At 73.0% G+C, this 15,723-nt stretch carries 16 protein-coding genes and 1 riboswitch; of the genes, 8 read left to right on the top strand and 8 right to left on the bottom strand.

From position 1 onward, the window contains the following. Nucleotides 1–47: 47 nt before the first annotated feature. Entirely contained in the window at nucleotides 48–1,391 is a 1,344-nt protein-coding gene (locus LIU39_RS25320) for a class II 3-deoxy-7-phosphoheptulonate synthase (RefSeq protein WP_227049226.1), read from the top strand. Nucleotides 1,392–1,549: 158 nt separating this feature from the next. After that, nucleotides 1,550–1,834: a (2Fe-2S)-binding protein gene (locus LIU39_RS25315; RefSeq protein WP_227049192.1), complete on the top strand. Its 285-nt coding sequence runs from the start codon at nucleotides 1,550–1,552 to the stop codon at nucleotides 1,832–1,834. Between the two features lie 59 nt (nucleotides 1,835–1,893). Here LIU39_RS25315 and bfr read toward each other — a convergent pair whose 3' ends face one another. Then, nucleotides 1,894–2,370 carry a bacterioferritin gene (gene bfr / locus LIU39_RS25310; RefSeq protein WP_227049191.1) on the bottom strand — a complete coding sequence of 159 codons (477 nt, stop codon included), beginning with the start codon at nucleotides 2,368–2,370 and terminating at the stop codon, nucleotides 1,894–1,896. A 156-nt stretch (nucleotides 2,371–2,526) separates the two neighbouring features. Between bfr and LIU39_RS25305 the strand changes: the two genes are divergently transcribed. After that, nucleotides 2,527–3,150 carry a sulfite oxidase-like oxidoreductase gene (locus LIU39_RS25305; RefSeq protein WP_227049190.1) on the top strand — a complete coding sequence of 208 codons (624 nt, stop codon included), beginning with the start codon at nucleotides 2,527–2,529 and terminating at the stop codon, nucleotides 3,148–3,150. Between the two features lie 36 nt (nucleotides 3,151–3,186). On the opposite strand, the gene LIU39_RS25300 is transcribed toward LIU39_RS25305, so the two are convergent. From LIU39_RS25300 to thiO, 5 genes are all read right to left on the bottom strand, one after another. Then, nucleotides 3,187–4,083, bottom strand: coding sequence for a deoxyribonuclease IV (locus LIU39_RS25300; protein ID WP_227049189.1), 897 nt, complete (start codon nucleotides 4,081–4,083; stop codon nucleotides 3,187–3,189). 54 nt (nucleotides 4,084–4,137) lie between these two features. Beyond that, nucleotides 4,138–6,114, bottom strand: coding sequence for a Stk1 family PASTA domain-containing Ser/Thr kinase (pknB, locus tag LIU39_RS25295; protein WP_227049188.1), 1,977 nt, complete (start codon nucleotides 6,112–6,114; stop codon nucleotides 4,138–4,140). 121 nt (nucleotides 6,115–6,235) lie between these two features. Further along, entirely contained in the window at nucleotides 6,236–7,033 is a 798-nt protein-coding gene (locus LIU39_RS25290) for a thiazole synthase (protein ID WP_227049187.1), read from the bottom strand. A 7-nt stretch (nucleotides 7,034–7,040) separates the two neighbouring features. Then, complete coding sequence (thiS, locus tag LIU39_RS25285; RefSeq protein WP_227049186.1) at nucleotides 7,041–7,256, bottom strand: sulfur carrier protein ThiS; 216 nt, start codon at nucleotides 7,254–7,256, stop codon at nucleotides 7,041–7,043. Continuing rightward, nucleotides 7,253–8,431 (bottom strand): glycine oxidase ThiO, encoded by a 1,179-nt coding sequence (gene thiO, locus LIU39_RS25280; protein ID WP_308409416.1) that lies wholly within the window; start codon nucleotides 8,429–8,431, stop codon nucleotides 7,253–7,255. The genes thiS and thiO overlap by 4 nt, the downstream gene beginning before the upstream one ends. Nucleotides 8,432–8,494: 63 nt before the next feature. Continuing rightward, nucleotides 8,495–8,606, bottom strand: a riboswitch (TPP riboswitch). Between the two features lie 156 nt (nucleotides 8,607–8,762). Here thiO and LIU39_RS25275 point away from each other — a divergent pair. From LIU39_RS25275 to LIU39_RS25255, 5 genes are all read left to right on the top strand, one after another. After that, nucleotides 8,763–10,004 (top strand): NAD(P)/FAD-dependent oxidoreductase, encoded by a 1,242-nt coding sequence (locus tag LIU39_RS25275; RefSeq protein ID WP_227049184.1) that lies wholly within the window; start codon nucleotides 8,763–8,765, stop codon nucleotides 10,002–10,004. Nucleotides 10,005–10,128: 124 nt separating this feature from the next. Further along, complete coding sequence (locus LIU39_RS25270; protein WP_227049183.1) at nucleotides 10,129–10,494, top strand: Rv2175c family DNA-binding protein; 366 nt, start codon at nucleotides 10,129–10,131, stop codon at nucleotides 10,492–10,494. A gap of 127 nt (nucleotides 10,495–10,621) precedes the next feature. Next, nucleotides 10,622–11,284, top strand: a complete 663-nt coding sequence (thiE, locus tag LIU39_RS25265; RefSeq protein ID WP_227049182.1) for a thiamine phosphate synthase — start codon at nucleotides 10,622–10,624, stop codon at nucleotides 11,282–11,284. Between the two features lie 110 nt (nucleotides 11,285–11,394). Continuing rightward, complete coding sequence (metF, locus tag LIU39_RS25260) at nucleotides 11,395–12,312, top strand: methylenetetrahydrofolate reductase [NAD(P)H] (RefSeq protein WP_227049181.1); 918 nt, start codon at nucleotides 11,395–11,397, stop codon at nucleotides 12,310–12,312. Nucleotides 12,313–12,348: 36 nt separating this feature from the next. Further along, on the top strand, nucleotides 12,349–13,455 hold the full coding sequence (locus LIU39_RS25255; protein ID WP_227049180.1) for a DUF1129 domain-containing protein: 1,107 nt from the start codon (nucleotides 12,349–12,351) through the stop codon (nucleotides 13,453–13,455). A gap of 34 nt (nucleotides 13,456–13,489) precedes the next feature. Here LIU39_RS25255 and LIU39_RS25250 read toward each other — a convergent pair whose 3' ends face one another. Beyond that, nucleotides 13,490–14,989, bottom strand: a complete 1,500-nt coding sequence (locus LIU39_RS25250) for a phytoene desaturase family protein (RefSeq protein WP_227049179.1) — start codon at nucleotides 14,987–14,989, stop codon at nucleotides 13,490–13,492. A 69-nt stretch (nucleotides 14,990–15,058) separates the two neighbouring features. Then, complete coding sequence (locus LIU39_RS25245; protein WP_227049178.1) at nucleotides 15,059–15,679, bottom strand: DUF4126 domain-containing protein; 621 nt, start codon at nucleotides 15,677–15,679, stop codon at nucleotides 15,059–15,061. Nucleotides 15,680–15,723 lie beyond the last annotated feature (44 nt).

Below are 15,723 nucleotides of genomic sequence, written 5' to 3'. Positions count from 1 at the left end.
GGCGCCCGGGGCCCCTCCGGGAACCCCGTAATGTGGACACCGTGACCGTGAACGCTGAAACCCATGCCGGTGGCAACACCTGGCGAGACCTGCCCGCGGCGCAGCAGCCTGACTGGCCGGACCAAAAGGCTCTGCGCGATGTGATCGCGGAGCTGGAGTCCTATCCGCCGCTCGTCTTCGCGGGCGAGTGCGACCAGCTGCGTGAACGCCTCGGCGCGGTTGCCCGTGGTGAGGCGTTCCTGCTCCAGGGCGGCGACTGCGCGGAGGCTTTCGACGCCGTATCCGCCGAGCACATCCGCAACAAGCTGAAGACGCTGCTCCAGATGGGCGCCGTGCTGACCTACGCCGGGTCCGTCCCGGTGGTCAAGGTCGGGCGGATCGCCGGCCAGTACAGCAAGCCGCGCTCCAAGCCGACCGAGACCCGCGACGGCGTGACGCTGCCGACCTACCGCGGCGACTCCGTCAACGGCTTCGAGTTCACCGAGGCGGCCCGCATCCCGGACCCCGAGCGCCTCAAGCGGATGTACCACGCGTCCGCCGCGACGCTCAACCTCGTGCGCGCCTTCACCACCGGCGGCTACGCCGACCTGCGCCAGGTGCACGCCTGGAACCAGGATTTCGTGAAGTCCTCGCCCTCCGGGCAGCGTTACGAAGCGCTGGCCCGCGAGATCGACCGCGCGATGAACTTCATGAACGCCTGCGGGGTGGACCCGGAGGAGTTCCGCACCGTCGAGTTCTACGCCTCCCACGAGGCGCTCGTCCTCGACTACGAGTCGGCGCTGACCCGCGTCGACTCGCGCACCGGCGACCTCTACGACGTCTCGGGCCACATGGTCTGGATCGGCGAGCGCACCCGTCAACTCGACGGCGCGCACCTGGAGTTCGCCTCGCGCATCCGCAACCCGCTCGGCGTCAAGCTCGGCCCGACGACCACGCCCGAGGACGCGCTCACGCTCGTCGAGCGCCTCGACCCGGACCGCGAGCCGGGCCGGCTGACCTTCATCACCCGCATGGGAGCGGACAAGGTCCGCGACAAGCTTCCCGAGCTGGTCGAGAAGGTCACCGCGTCCGGCGCGCGGGTTGCCTGGATCTGCGACCCGATGCACGGCAACACCTTCGAGGCGGCATCGGGTCACAAGACCCGCCGCTTCGACGACGTGCTGGACGAGGTCAAGGGCTTCTTCGAGGTCCACAAGTCCCTCGGCACGCACCCGGGCGGCATCCACGTCGAGCTGACCGGTGACGACGTCACGGAGTGCGTGGGTGGCGGCGACGAGATCTTCGTCGACGATCTGCACCAGCGCTACGAGACCGCCTGCGACCCGCGGCTCAACCGCAGCCAGTCGCTGGACCTGGCCTTCCTGGTGGCGGAGATGTACCGCGATCAGTGAGACCGGCCGTCGTTGACGGATGACCACGCAGGTGGGGCGCGGATCACACGATCCGCGCCCCACGTCGTTGTGCAGCACCCGCTGCGGCAGGTAAGGTAAGGGTAACCTTACTCAAGATCAACGGGATCGATGAGTCCGGCTCCACGGAGGTGAACCGCGTGTACGTATGCTCCTGCTTCGGCATCACCGAACAGCAGGTCCGTGAGCACGCGGGCACCGGCGCCTGCACGCCCCGCCAGATCGCCTCCGCCTGCAAGGCGGGCACCGACTGCGGCGGCTGCGTACGCCGCATCCAGGCCCTGCTGGGCCGCGGCGCCTGCCCCCGCCGCGAGCTGATCGACAACGGCGTGGCCGAGCCGCTGTCCGCCGAGCCGGGACCGGTGCCGCTGTCGGCCCCGGCGTTCCCCGGGGCGGCCCCGGCGGCGTTCCCCGAGGCGGCCTAGGCTTCCGGCCTTCCCCGGGGCGGCCTAAAGGCTTCCGGCTTTCCCGGCGCCGCGCCGCCTCAGCTCGGCTGCTCGATCACCTGCGCGATGTACAGCGCCTCGCCGAGTTTCTCGACCAGTTCCAGCTGGGTGTCCAGATAGTCGATGTGATGCTCCTCGTCCGCGAGGATGTCCTCGAAGATATTGGCCGAGGTGATGTCGCCCTTGGCGCGCATCATCTCGATTCCGCGCTTGAGGCGGTCGATGGCCTCCACCTCGACCTGCCGGTCCGCCTGGAACATCTCGGTGACGGTCTGGCCGATGCGTACATGGAACAGCCGCTGATAGTTCGGCAGTCCTTCCAGGAAGAGAATGCGGTCCGTCAGGATCTCGGCATGCTTCATCTCGTCGAACGACTCGGACCTGGTGTACTTCGCGAGCTTCGGCCAGCCGAAGTTCTCCTGCATCTTCGCGTGCAGGAAGTACTGGTTGATCGCGGTCAGCTCGGCGGTCAGCTGCTCGTTGAGGAATTCGATGACCTCGGGATCGCCCTGCATGGCAGCGGGCTCCTTCCGCGCGGGAACTGGGCAAGTGCCGCGCATCTTTGCACCGCCCGGAGCGTAACGTCCAGTAAGTACACACTTACTCCTCTATGCCCGATTCGACCGTCTCCCTGGTCATGGGCACCCCTCCCCGTCTGACACCATGGAGGCATGGGTCAGCCGGAAAGCCGCGAAGCGGAGCATCCTCAGCTGCCCCCGGGGCAGCGACTGCAGCGGGGCTGGCCTGTGACGCACTACGGCCCGGTGCCGAAGTTCCGCCCCGAGCGCTGGGAGTTCCGCGCCTTCGGTGCCACGGCGGACGGCGACAAGCACTGCTGGACGCATGAGGAATTCGCCGCGCTGCCCTATGCGACGGTCGTCTCCGATATGCATTGCGTCACGAAATTCAGCATGCTCGGCGCCGAATGGGGCGGCGTACGGACGCAGACGATCCTTGATCTCGCACCGCCCGCGCCCGAGGCCACTCACGTGATGGTGTGGGCCGAATACGGATTCAGTTCGAACCTGCGCCTGGAAGACTTCGCCGCGGAGAATTGCCTCTTCGCCACCCACCGCTCAGGCGAACTCCTCACCGCCGAACACGGATTCCCGGTCCGGCTGATGGTCCCGCATCTCTACGCCTGGAAGGGCCCCAAGTGGGTCCGCGGCATCGAGTACATGACGGCGGACCGCCGCGGCTTCTGGGAAGAGCGCGGCTATCACAACCTCGGCGACCCCTGGCAGGAACAGCGCTACTCCTATCAGGAGGAACCGGGCGACGGCCCCGAACTCTGAGCCGGGTCAGCCCGGCACGGCGCGGACCCGCGGCCCTCAGCCGCGCAGCTCCTTGAGTCGCGCCACATCCGCCGCATGGCCTTCCTTGCCGCCGGGCGTCTCGATCACCAGCGGCACCCCGTCCGTCGCCGGATGCCGGAACAGCTCCGCGAACGGCTCGGCACCGATGTGCCCGGCACCGATGTTCGCGTGCCGGTCCTTGTGCGCGCCGACCACGTCCTTGGAGTCGTTGGCGTGGATCAGCCGCAGCCGCCCCTCGCCGGTGACCTCCGTCAACTCGTCCAGCAGCGCCTTCATCCCGCCCGGTGCCGCCATGTCGTGCCCGGCCGCGAACGCGTGGCAGGTGTCCAGGCACACGCCCAGCTTCGGGTGCCGGTCCAGCGCGTCGAAGTACGGCCCGAGATCCTCCGCCCGCGCGCACAGCGACGCGCCCTGGCCGGCCGTCGGCTCCAGCAGCAGCCACGGGTCGTCGTCGTGCGTCAGCTCGTCGAGCAGCGGCCGCATCCGCTCCCTGACCTGCGCGAGCGCCGTGCCGCGCGGCCGCCCGCCGGTCGCCGATCCGGTGTGCACGACCACGCCGAGCGCGCCGATCTCCCGGCCGCGCCGCAGCGAATGCCGCAGCGATTCCACGGACCTGTCGACGGTCGCCTCGGTGTGCGAGCCGAAGTTGATCAGATAGGGCGCGTGCACATACGCCGGGATGCCGTCCCGCGCGCAGCCGGCCCGGAACTCCTCGTCCTGCCCGGGACTGCCGGGCGGCGTCGCCCAGCCGCGCGGATTGGCCACGAAGACCTGCACGCTCTCGCCGCCCAGCGCACGGGCATAGGGCAGGCCGACCTTGGCCAGGCCGCCGGCCACCGGCACATGGCCGCCGACCGGATTACGGGTACGGGCGGGCGACGCGGCGCCCTGCGGGGACGGGAAAGTGCTCACCCCACAAGAGTGCCAGGCGCCCGCGGCCCGCCGCCCCGGGGCCGCCGATGCCCCCTACAGCGCGCCCTTGAGCCGGATGGTGACCGTGCTGCCCTTCGGCGCCTTCTTCCCGCCGTCGACCGACTGCGTATCGACGGTGTCCTGCGGGAACAGGAACGGCTTCTTGACCTCGACGGCGAAGCCCAGGTCCGTCAGCTGCTGCTTCGCGTCGTCGACGTGGTGGCCCGTGACGTCCGGGACCGTGATCATCTCCGGGCCCTGCGACAGGGTCAGCGTGACCGTCTCGCCCTTGCCCAGCTTGCCGCTGCCGGGTCCGGGCGACTGCCGTGCGACGGTGCCCTTGTCCTGTGGCGAGTGCACCGGGGTGTCGGCGAACTTCACCTCGAAGCCCGCCTCGCGCAGCTCCGCGGCCGCCGCCTGCCGCTCGTCGCCGGTCACGTCGGGGACGTCGAGGGCGGTGCCGCGGCTGACGGTCAGCGCCACCGCGGTGTCCGGCCGCCGCTTGCTGCCCGACTCGGGATCCGTGCGGATCACCGAGCCCTTGGCGACCTCGTCGCTGAACTCCTTGCGTTCGGTGCCCGGCACGAGACCGCGGTCCCGCAGCTTGCGCCGGGCGTCCGCGACCGGGGTGCCCGCCAGATCCGGGACGGCGACGATGTCCGGGCCGCGCGAGACGGTGAGGGTGACCGTGCCCGTGCCGCGGATGCGCGCGCCGACGCCGGGCTCGGTGGCAATGATGCTGCCGCGCCGCACCGTGGAGCTGTAGTCCCGCCGTACCTTCATCCCCAGGCCCTCGTCCCGCAGCGTCTTCGCGGCCTTGGCCTGCGGCATGTCCAGCACCGCGGGCACGGTCGTGAACTGGCCGGCGTTGATGTACCAGACACCCGCGCCGATGCCGAGCACGACCAGGACGGCCGCGACGAGGGCGGCGATCCGGCGCCGCGGGTCCGCGAACGGCCCGCGGCGCACCGGGGGCGCAGGACGCAGCCGGGTGGTCCGCCCGTCCGGCGCTGCGGCGTCGGCCGGCGGCACCTCCAGCACGCTGGTGCGGTTCAGCTCCGGGTCATCGGCGACACCGGGCAGCGGCAGCCGGCCGCCGGCCCGGGGCAGCACACTCGTCCGCTCGGCGCCGTCACCGGCCGGTGCCTCCCTGGCCTGCGGCGGCACCGCGTCCAGCTGCGCGTCGGACAGGCCGCCGCGCGCCGTGCGGGCCGCGGAGAGCAGTGCCACCGCGTCCTGCGGCCGCAGCTGCGGGGCGCGGGCGGTGGCCTGCGCCACCAGGGTGTCCAGCTGCCCGGCGAGGCCGGGGACGGCGTCGGACGGCGGGCGGACGTCCTCGTGCAGATGCTGGTAAAGGACCTGGGCCGCGGTGCCGCCGGTGTGCGGCTTGCCGCCGGTGAGCATTTCGTAGAGCACCACACCGCAGGCGTAGACGTCCACGCGCGCGTCGGACGTGCCGTGCTCGATCTGTTCGGGGGCGAGGTAGGAGACGGTGCCCAGGACCGCGCCCGTGGAGTCGGTGGTATTCGTGCCGACCGTCCGCACCAGGCCGAAGTCGGCGACCTTGACCCGGCCGTCGTCGCCGATCAGGACGTTCTCCGGCTTCATGTCGCGGTGCACGAGACCGGCGCGGTGCGCGGCGCCCAGGGCGGCGAGGATCGGCTCCAGGATGTCCAGCGCGGCCCGCGGCTGGAGGGCGCCCCGCTCGCGCAGCACGTCGCGCAGCGTGCACCCGGCGACGTACTCCATGGCCAGATAGACGTACGTGCCGTCCGTCCCCTGGTCGAAGACGCCCACCACGTTCGGGTGCGAGAGCCGGGCGACCGACTTGGCCTCGCGGATGAACCGGTCGACGAACGCGTCGTCCACCGCCAGGGAGGGGTGCATCACCTTCAGGGCGAGCACGCGGTCGAGCCGGGTGTCCATGGCCCGGTAGACCGTGGCCATACCGCCCGCGGCGACGCGTGCATCGACGCGGTAGCGGCCGTCGAGCAGCTGCCCGACCAGGGGGTCCTGAAGGGTCGTATCCACGGCAGACGAGTCTACGAGGACCCACCGACACGTCACACGCGCGGCGGCCTTCCCCGGCGTACTGAGGCCGAACGGTGACAGGAACACGGGCAGCGGCGCCCGTGCCCCGCACCGCCCGGCGCTACCGGAACGCCGGCCGTTCCGGATCCAGCTCCGCCACCCCGTCAGCGGGCGACGACGCCAGCGCGAAGTGCCGGCGCGGGATACGGCCCGCCCGGTACGCGAGCCGCCCCGCGTCGACCGCGTACCGCATGGCCCCGGCCATCAGCTCCGGCTCCTGGGCCCGGGTGACCGCGGACGCCAGCATCACCGCGGCGCAGCCCAGCTCCATGGCGAGTGCCGCGTCCGACGCGGTGCCCGCGCCCGCGTCCAGCACGACCGGCACCCCGGCCCGCTCGGTGATCAGCTGGAAGTTGTGCGGGTTGCGGATGCCGAGCCCGGAGCCGATCGGCGAGCCCAGCGGCATGATCGCGGCGCAGCCGACGTCCTCCAGCTTCCGGGCCAGCACCGGGTCGTCGTTCGTGTAGGGCAGCACCGTGAAACCGTCGTCCACCAGTGTCTCGGCGGCGTCCAGCAGCTCGATCGGGTCGGGCAGCAGGGTGCGCTCGTCGGCGACGACTTCGAGCTTGACCCAGTCGGTGCCGAGCGCTTCACGGGCGAGCCGCGCGGTGAGCACCGCCTCGCCCGCGGTGAAACAGCCCGCGGTGTTCGGCAGCACCCGGATCGCGTGCCGCTCCAGTACGGACAGCACCGAGCCCTGCACGGTCGGATCGAGCCGCCGCATGGCGACCGTCGTCAGCTCCGTCCCGGAGGCGAGCAGCGCCCGCTCCAGGACGTCCAGGCTGGGCGCGCCGCCGGTGCCCATGATCAGGCGGGACGTGAAGGTGGTGCCTGCGATGGTGAGGAGATCATCGGCCATGGTCGGTTCAGCCTCCCTGGACTGCGGTGAGCACCTCGACGCGGTCCCCGTCGCCGAGCGGGGTGCGGGGCCACTGGGCGCGCGGCACCACGGTCTCGTTGACCGCGGCGGCCACCCCGCCCGGCGCCCGGGACAGCGTCGCCACCAGCAGGTCGAGCGTCAGGCCGCCCGGGATCTCACGGGCTTCTCCGTTGACGGTGACGGACACGGGGGAGGTGCTCATACGGGCTGCTCCTGGGGGACGCGGGCCGAAACGGCCGCTACGGGGGCGGCGTCGGCGAACCGCAAGGGGGAGAACGGGCGGGCCTCTTCGGGCAGTTGCCCGGTGGCCAGCACCTCGGCCATCGCGTCCCCGGTGACGGGGGTCAGCAGGACGCCGTTGCGGAAGTGCCCGGTGGCCAGGAGGAGGCCGGGCAGCGAGCTCTGGCCGAGCAGCGGCGCGTTGTCCGGGGAGGTGGGACGCAGCCCGGCGCAGGTCTCGACCAGCGGCAGTTCGGTGATGCCCGGCACCAACTCGTGGGCGTCCCGCAGCAGTTCGTAGACGCCGCCCGCGGTGACGGTGGTGTCCCAGCCCAGCTCCTCACTGGTGGCGCCGACGACCAGCTCGCCGTTCTCCCGCGGCACCAGGTAGAGGGGTCCGCCGCGGACGACGGCCCGCACCGTGCGGGACAGGAACGCGGGGCTGCCCCGGGGGACGTCCGGCAGCCGGAGCCGCAGCACCTGGCCCTTGACCGGGCGCACCGGAGGCAGCGCCTCACGGGGCACCCCGGCCAGCCGGCCGCTGTGGCTGCCCCCGGCCAGCACGACCCGGCCCGCGGCCGGCCGGCTGCCGTCGGCCAGTTCGGCGCCCGTGGCCCGGCCCGCGGTGACCGTCAGCCGCTCGGCCCAGGTGCGGTGGAAGACCACCCCGGCCCGCTCGCAGGCCGCCAGCAGCGCGCCCGCCAGCCGGCGCGGGTCGACCTGATGGTCACCGTCCACCCGCAGGCCCCCGCGTACGCCGGGCGCCAGCATCGGCTCCAGGCGGCGGCACTCGCGCCCGGACAGCCACTCCGATTCCAGCCCGGACCGGAGCTGGAGCGCGTGCAACTCCCGCAGATGGGCCCGGTCGTCGGCGTCCAGCGCCACCGCGAGAGTGCCGCAGACGCGGTGGCCGACGGCCTGCCCGCTCGCCTCCTCCAACTCCGCGACGAACTGCGGATAGCGTCGGGCGGACGCCAGGTTGAGGCCCAGCAGGGTCTGCTCCCCGTAGTGCAGCTCGGTGACGGCGGCCAGCATGCCGGCCGCGACCCGGGCAGCGCCGCCGCCGGGCTCCGGGTCGACGACGGCCGTGCGCAGCCCCCGTGCGGCGGCCCGCCAGGCGGTGACGAGGCCGATGATGCCGCCGCCGATGACGAGCACATCGGGGTGCCGCGCCGCGGGCGGCGTCCCCTGTGGTGCGGTGGACGGTGCGGAAGACGGATGCATGGGCGTCCAGCCCCTCCCTTCGCCGGCATGACCCGGATCAGGTTCGTACGGTCGGAGGCCGCCAGCCTCCCTCTCAGCCCGGTGCGTCCGGGCTCCCGCGAGTGCGTATGTCCCTCACCCTAGTACCCGCCGCCGACGCCCCGTAAGGGAGCGCCCCCGGCACGGCAGGGGGCGCTCCCCGGCGGCCCACCGGGGGTGACGCTGTGTCAGAGATCTCCTTGCGCGCTGCTGCGGGCGCCGTCGCGCGCCGTCCTAGAGTGATCGGGTGAGCGAGCAGAGCAAGTCCTCCCAGGCCCCTGACCACACGCCGCGCGTCGTGATCGTCGGCGCGGGTATGGCGGGTGTGCAGACCGCTGTCGCGCTGCGCGAACAAGGCTGGCGTGGCGCGATCACGCTGTTCGGCGACGAGCCGCACCAGCCGTACGACCGCCCGCCGCTGTCCAAGGCGGTCCTGCTCGGCAAGGCCGAAGGCGCCGCGTTCGACGTCGACTTCGCCTCCCTCGGCATCGAATTGCACCTCGGCCGCCCGGTCACCGCACTGCGGCCCTCCGGCCACCTCGTCGAGACCGCCGAAGGCCCGGTCCGCTACGACCACGCCGTCCTCGCCACCGGCGCCGAGCCCCTCGCGCTGCCGGGCAGCGCGGGGCTGCCCCACGTCCACCTGCTGCGCACCCTCGACGACGCCGAGCGGCTGCGGCCCGTACTCGCAGCCCGGCACGAGATCGTGGTCGTCGGCGCGGGCTGGATCGGCGCCGAGTTCGCGACCGCGGCGCGCGAGGCGGGCTGCGCGGTCACCGTCGTCGAGGCCGCCGACCGGCCGCTGGCCGGCGCGCTGCCCGCCGAGGTCGCCGCCCACATGGCCGGCTGGTACGCCGGAGCCGGCGCCCGGCTGCGCACCGGCGCGCGGGTCGCCGCCGTCGAAGCGGACGCCGTGCTCCTCGCCGACGGCACCACGCTGCCCGCCGACACGGTGGTCGTCGGCATCGGCGCACGCCCCGCCACCGGCTGGCTGGCCGGCTCCGGCGTCGTGCTCTCGCCGCAGGACGGTTCGGTGCTCGCCGACGACCGGCTGCGCACCTCCGCCCCGGACGTCTACGCGGTCGGCGACTGCGCCTCCTTCCCGTCGGCCCGTTACGGCCGCAGGCTGCTGATCCACCACTGGGACAACGCCCTCCAGGGCCCTCGCACGGTCGCAGGGAACATCACCCGCGGCCCGGCCGAGAGCGTGGCGTACGACCCGGTGCCGTACTTCTGGTCGGAGCAGTTCGGCCGGTTCGTGCAGTACGCGGGCCACCACGGCTGCGCCGACGAACTCGTCTGGCGCGGCGACCCGGAGAGCGCCGCCTGGTCGGTGGTCTGGCTGCGGGCCGGCCGGCTGGTCGCGCTGCTCGCGGTCGGCCGCCCGCGCGATCTGGCGCAGGGCCGCAAGCTCATCGAGCGCGGCGCAGCCCTGGACCGCGAACGGGCCGCCGACGCGTCCGTGCCGCTGAAGGCGGCGGCGCTCTGAGAGCGGTCACCGCCCTTCCCGGAGCCGGTCCGCGCCCCGGGGAGGCGTCACCCGCCGGTGTGGGTCTCGTCCCGTTGGCGATGCCCGGCTACCGGCTGTCAGTGCGAGGTGGCAGGCTTGTCCCGTGACCGAGATTGACGCAAACATCGATGGACTCGTCCCCGCCTGGCTCACCCTCCCCGACATCGCCGAAGAGTTCGACGTCGAGGTGACGCGTGTCCGGCAGCTGGTCAAGGAGGGCCAGCTGATCGCGGTGCGCCGCGGTGAGAACAGGGCACTGCACGTGCCGGCCGATTTCATCAAGGACGGCAAGGTCGTCAAGGGCCTGGCCGGCACCCTGACCCTCCTGCGGGACGACGGCTTCGCCGACGAGGAGATGCTGGAATGGCTCTTCACCCCGGATGAGACCCTGCCCGGCACGCCGGCGCAGGCGCTGCGCGAGAACCGCGGCACGGAGGTGAAGCGCCGGGCGCAGGCGCTCGCCGTGTGACGCGGCGGGCCGGCGACGGGCCCGCCCGCGCCTGAGCCACCGCAGCCGCATCCGTAACCGCAACCGAAGGTGGCGTACGAGCCGGAGGGCCCGGCCCGTACGCCACCGCCCCGGGGGGAACCGCCCGATGACCACCGCGACGAACACCGCCCGCACGGCCCTGTCCGACGCCCGGCTCTACCTCTGCACGGACGCCCGCACCCGCCAGGGCGACCTCCCGCAGTTCCTGGACGCGGTGCTCGCTTCCGGCGTGGACATCGTCCAGCTCCGCGACAAGGGCATGGAGGCAGCCGACGAGCTGCGCCACCTGGAGGTCTTCGCCGACGCCTGCCGCCGGCACGGCAAGCTGCTCGCGGTCAACGACCGGGCCGACGTCGCGCACGCCGCGGGCTCTGCCGTGCTGCACCTCGGACAGGGCGACCTGCCCGTCCCCGCCGCCCGCGCGATCCTCGGCACGGACGTCCTGATCGGCCGCTCCACGCACGCCGAGGCCGAGGTGGACGCCGCCCTCGCCGAGCCCGGTGTGGACTACTTCTGCACCGGCCCGTGCTGGCCGACCCCCCCCACGCCCGGCCGCCACGCACCGGGTCTCGGCCTCGTCCGCTACGCGGCGGCGCAGGCGCCCGAGCGCCCCTGGTTCGCGATCGGCGGGATCGACGCCGGCAATCTGGACGAGGCCCTGGCGGCAGGCGCCCGCCGGGTCGTGGTCGTCCGCGCGATCACCGAGGCGGACGATCCCGGTGCCGCCGCCGCAGCCCTCGCCAAGCGCGTCCGCACCTGGGGCGCCTGAGCGGGCGCGGGAGCCCCGTGTCGTGTCCAACCCGTGGACATGAAGGGGGCTAATCGGTCATAACGTCCGCATCGGTTGGTGTGCGACCCGCCGGTGGTTAACCTGCCCGTATGGCCCTAGGTACAGCTTCCACCAGGACTGATCGCGCACGGACCGTCCGCGACCTGCTGGCTTCCGGCAAGCGGTCGTATTCCTTCGAGTTCGCCGCCCCGAAGACGGAGAAGGGCGAGCGGACGCTGTGGAACGCCATTCGCCGCATCGAGGCCGTCGCCCCGACCTTCGTCTCCGTGACGTACGGGGCGGGCGGCACCTCCCGTGAAGGCACGGTCCGCGCCACCGAACGGATCGCCACCGACACCACCCTCACCCCGGTCGCCCACCTGACCGCGGTCAACCACTCCCTGGCCGATCTGCGCAACATCATCGGCCAGTACGCCGACGCCGGCATCCGCAACATGCTCGCGCTGCGCGGCGACCCGCCGGGCGACCCGATGGGGGAGTGGGTACGCCACCCCGAGGGCGTCACCTACGCCGCCGAACTGGTCCGCCTGATCAAGGAGTCCGGCGACTTCTGCGTCGGGGTCGCCGCCTTCCCCGAGATGCATCCGCGGTCCGAGGACTGGGACCAGGACGTCGCGCACTTCGTCGACAAGTGCCGGGCGGGTGCCGACTTCGCCATCACCCAGATGTTCTTCTACCCGGAGGACTATCTGCGGCTGCGCGACCGCGTCGCCGCGGCCGGCTGTTCCACGCCGATCATTCCGGAGATCATGCCGGTCACGAACGTGCGCCAGATCGAGCGATTCGCGCAGCTCAGCAACGCGGCCTTCCCGCCCGAGCTCGCGGACCGCATCGTGGCGGTCAAGGACGACCCGGCGGCTGTACGCTCCATTGGCATCGAGTACGCCACGGAACTGTGCGCGCGCTTGACCGCCGAGGACGTGCCCGGGTTGCACTTCATCACCCTCAATCACTCCACGGCGACCCTGGAAATCTACGAAAATCTGGGGCTGCACCAGCGGCCTTGATCACGGTGGCCGCGGTGCGGCGGAAGAGGGGCGTATATGGGCTGGGCGGTCCTCTACATCGCATTCGGCTTCGTTGCCCTGTGGCTGCTGGGCGAGGTGCTGTTCCAGCACAAGGCCCGGCTGCGCTGGCGGCTGCTCGCCTTCACCGGCTTCCTCGGTGTGACGATCGGCGTCGCCCTCCCGGCGGTGATCGTGATCGCGCTGGGCGCCATCGCCTTCGCCGTCGGGCAGACGTATGTGACGCTCTCCTTCCGCCGCGGCTTCACCACCGGCTGGTCGCTGCGCAAGCCGCGGGAGAACCGCCGGCGCCGGGCCAGGTCCGGCGGCGCCACACCACCGGCCGCCGAGCCGAACCTGGAGGTCTCCGGCCTCGAAGCGGTACCGCTCCCCGACGCTCCCGACGACGACGCACCCGACACCCCCGCGCACCAGCCCTACCCACAGGGCCCGTACGGCGACTCCCAGGCCCCGTACGGCACCCAGGACACATACGGCAACACGCAGGACGCGTACGCCACCCAGGGCGGCTACGGCGGACAGAGCGGCTACGACGGCCAGGCGGGCTACGGCGGGCAGGACGACTACGGCGCCGGACACGGCTACCCGCCCCAAGGCGGCTACCCGGAGCAGACGTTCGCCGGGCAGGGCACCTTCGCCCAGGACGCGACCGCCGTCTACGCCCCGCAGCCGCTGCCCGACGAGACCGGCCAGTACGGCATCTACAGCCCCGACGCCCGCACCGCACCGCCCGGCTACGGCGCCTATGCCACGGCCGAAGGCCAGGGGGCGACGGACCCCAACTCCTATGGCCACGGCGGCGGTTACGGCGACCGGTCCGGCGCCCAGGACGCCTACGCCGATCCCTACGCTTCCTACGGCGACCACCAGGGGCAGGCGCCCTACTCCGACCCGTACACCGGCGCCCAGCAGTACCCGGCGCAGTACGCGCCCTACGAGCAGCACGACCCCTACGGCTCCCAGGCGTACGGCACCCCGCCCTACGACCCCTCCGCGCAGGCGTACGGCGACACCCCGCCAGGGGGCGTGTGGGTGCCGCAGCAGCGCGACGGCCAGCTCCCGGCCGAGCAGCCGCCGTACCCGCCCTACCAGCAGCAGGGCCACGACGGGCAGTACCGCTACTGACGGCTGCGCCCGGCCACTTCATCTGCCGGGCGCCTCACGTCGAGCCCTGCCAGTCGTCGCCGTTGACGATCAGTCCGGCGACGACGGCGCCCGACATCCCGGCGTGCGCGAGCCCGCCGCCCGGATGCGACCAGCCGCCGACGGCGTAGAGGCCGGGTATCCGCGTGCGGTTGGCGGGCCGCAGAAAGCGCCCCGAGGCGCCGGCCAGCGCGGGCCCCGGCACCAGGGCGTCCTCGGAGGGCGGCAGCACCTCGCGCCACCGCATCCGCTCCCGCAGGCCCGGCACGGCGGCCTCGGCCAGCTCCGTCATCCGGTCGGCCACCGCATCCGCGTCGGCCGCCGCCCCGTCCGGGCCCGGCGGCGCGACCACGGCGGTCAGCGTCACCGCCTCATGGCCGTCGTCGGGCCGGGAGGCGGGATCATCGGGGCGCAGGACCGTCACCGTCGGCCGCGCGGCGCCCGCCGCCCCGCCGTCGAACACCGCCGCCAGCTCCGCTGCCCGGTCGTCGGTGTGCACCACCGTCCGGTGCACGGCGTCCTGCGGCCGCGGCCCGCGCAGCGCGAGAGCCACCGTCATCCGGGCCGGGGCGCGCCCGGCCTGCGGCTCGGGAGCGACGTCGTCCGCGCCCCACGGCAGCCCGCCTCGCAGCATCGGCCCCAGCAGCGCGGGCGCGATCCCCGCGACCACGAAGTCCGCCTCTGCCACCCGGCCTTCGGCCAGTCCGACACCCGCGGCCCGGCCGTCCTTCTCGACGATCCGGGTGGCCTCGGCGCCGAAGGTGAACTCGACCTTGCGCTCGACGCAACGCGCATACAGGGCGTCCGCGAGCGCCCGCATCCCGCCGGACGGATACCAGCTCCCGAACGTCTGCTCCATGTAGGGCAGCACGGTGGCGCTCGCCGGTGCGCTGCGCGGGTCGTAGCCGTAGGCCGTCGCGTGGCTCTCCAGGAGCGCGATCAGTCGAGGATCGGCCAGTTCCCTGCGGGCGGTCTCGGCCAGGGTGGCGGTCGTCGGGCCCTTGCCCCGCCCGAACAGCCCGCGCCGCCGCACCGCCGGATACGGGTCGCGCCCGAGCACCTGCCAGTCCGCCCGCAGCGGCTCCTCCAGGAGCGGCCTGCGGGTGGTGTCCCAGGCTTCCCTGGCGCGGTTGACCAGCGCGCTCCAGCGTTCTCCGGCACCGGCGCCCAGCGCGCCGTCAAGTGCCGCGACCACCCCGGCCCGTGAGGCGTTCGGCAGCGACACGGCCGTGCCGTCGGCGAAGACATGACGGCTCGCCGGATCGACCTGCGTCAGCTCGACGCAGCTCTCCAGCGGCTGCCGCCCGGTCTTGATGAACAGGTCGCGGTAGACCGCGGGCAGATGCAGCAGGGCCGGGCCGGTGTCGAAGCCGAAGCCGTCCCGCTCGATACGCCGCACCGCGCCGCCGTACGTCGCGCCGCGTTCGTACACCGCCACCCGGTGGCCCGCGACGGCCAGCCGGGCAGCGGCCGCCATCGCGCCCATCCCGGCGCCGATCACCGCAATCCGTGCCATGCCTGCGACTTTATCCGGGCCCACTGACAACACCCGAACCGCAGCCGCCGGACGCCCGGCACGGCCGCCTCAGCGCGGCGCGGCCGCCGCCCCGCCCGCGGCCACCTGCCGTTTCTCCTCGCGCCGCTGACGCCTGCGGCGCAGGTACCGGCGGATCCGCGACCAGAGGAGCACCACCACCGCGATACCGCCGGCCAGCAGCAGGCCGGCGATGACCGCCGCGGCCACCGGATGGAAGACGGCGAACGCGATGAGCCCGGCGACGCCCAGGTCCTCGGCGAGGCTCAGCACGATGTTGCTCGCCGGCTCGGGCGAGGTGTTGACCGCGATCCGCGTCCCCGCCTTGACCACATGGCTCAGCAGCGCCGTGGAGCCGCCCACGGCGCCCGCGGCCAGCTCGGGCAGCGAGCCGTTGTGCCCGGCCAGCAGCGCCGCCACGACGGCGCCCGCGACCGGCCTGATCACCGTGTGCACGGCATCCCAGACGGAGTCCACGTAAGGGACCTTGTCGGCGACGGCCTCGCAGAGGAACAGCACCCCCGCGACGATCAGCACATCGGGGCGCTGCAGCGCCGCGGGCACCTCATCGGTGACCCCGGTAGCGCCGAGCAGGCCGAAGAGCAGAACGACGGCGTAGGCGTTGATCCCGCTGGCCCAACCACTGGTGAAGACCAAGGGAAGTACGGACATGCCGACGATCGTAGGGCAGCGCTGGGGGCAGGTGCTCACGCGTG

Origin of the sequence: Streptomyces pinistramenti (genome assembly GCF_020564935.1) — a bacterium.
Taxonomy (GTDB): Bacteria; Actinomycetota; Actinomycetes; order Streptomycetales; family Streptomycetaceae; genus Streptomyces; species Streptomyces pinistramenti.
This window is presented reverse-complemented; position numbering and strand designations above follow the sequence as displayed.

Bases quoted from the DNA above. Each gene is read 5' to 3' on its own strand.
- bfr (WP_227049191.1), bottom strand. From the start codon at position 2,370: ATGCAGGGCGATCCCGAGGTCATCGAATTCCTCAACGAGCAGCTGACC.
- LIU39_RS25305 (WP_227049190.1), top strand. From the start codon at position 2,527: ATGGGTCAGCCGGAAAGCCGCGAAGCGGAGCATCCTCAGCTGCCCCCG.
- LIU39_RS25290 (WP_227049187.1), bottom strand. From the start codon at position 7,033: ATGGCCGATGATCTCCTCACCATCGCAGGCACCACCTTCACGTCCCGC.
- thiS (WP_227049186.1), bottom strand. From the start codon at position 7,256: ATGAGCACCTCCCCCGTGTCCGTCACCGTCAACGGAGAAGCCCGTGAG.
- thiE (WP_227049182.1), top strand. From the start codon at position 10,622: ATGACCACCGCGACGAACACCGCCCGCACGGCCCTGTCCGACGCCCGG.
- metF (WP_227049181.1), top strand. From the start codon at position 11,395: ATGGCCCTAGGTACAGCTTCCACCAGGACTGATCGCGCACGGACCGTC.
- LIU39_RS25255 (WP_227049180.1), top strand. From the start codon at position 12,349: ATGGGCTGGGCGGTCCTCTACATCGCATTCGGCTTCGTTGCCCTGTGG.
- LIU39_RS25250 (WP_227049179.1), bottom strand. From the start codon at position 14,989: ATGGCACGGATTGCGGTGATCGGCGCCGGGATGGGCGCGATGGCGGCC.
- LIU39_RS25245 (WP_227049178.1), bottom strand. From the start codon at position 15,679: ATGTCCGTACTTCCCTTGGTCTTCACCAGTGGTTGGGCCAGCGGGATC.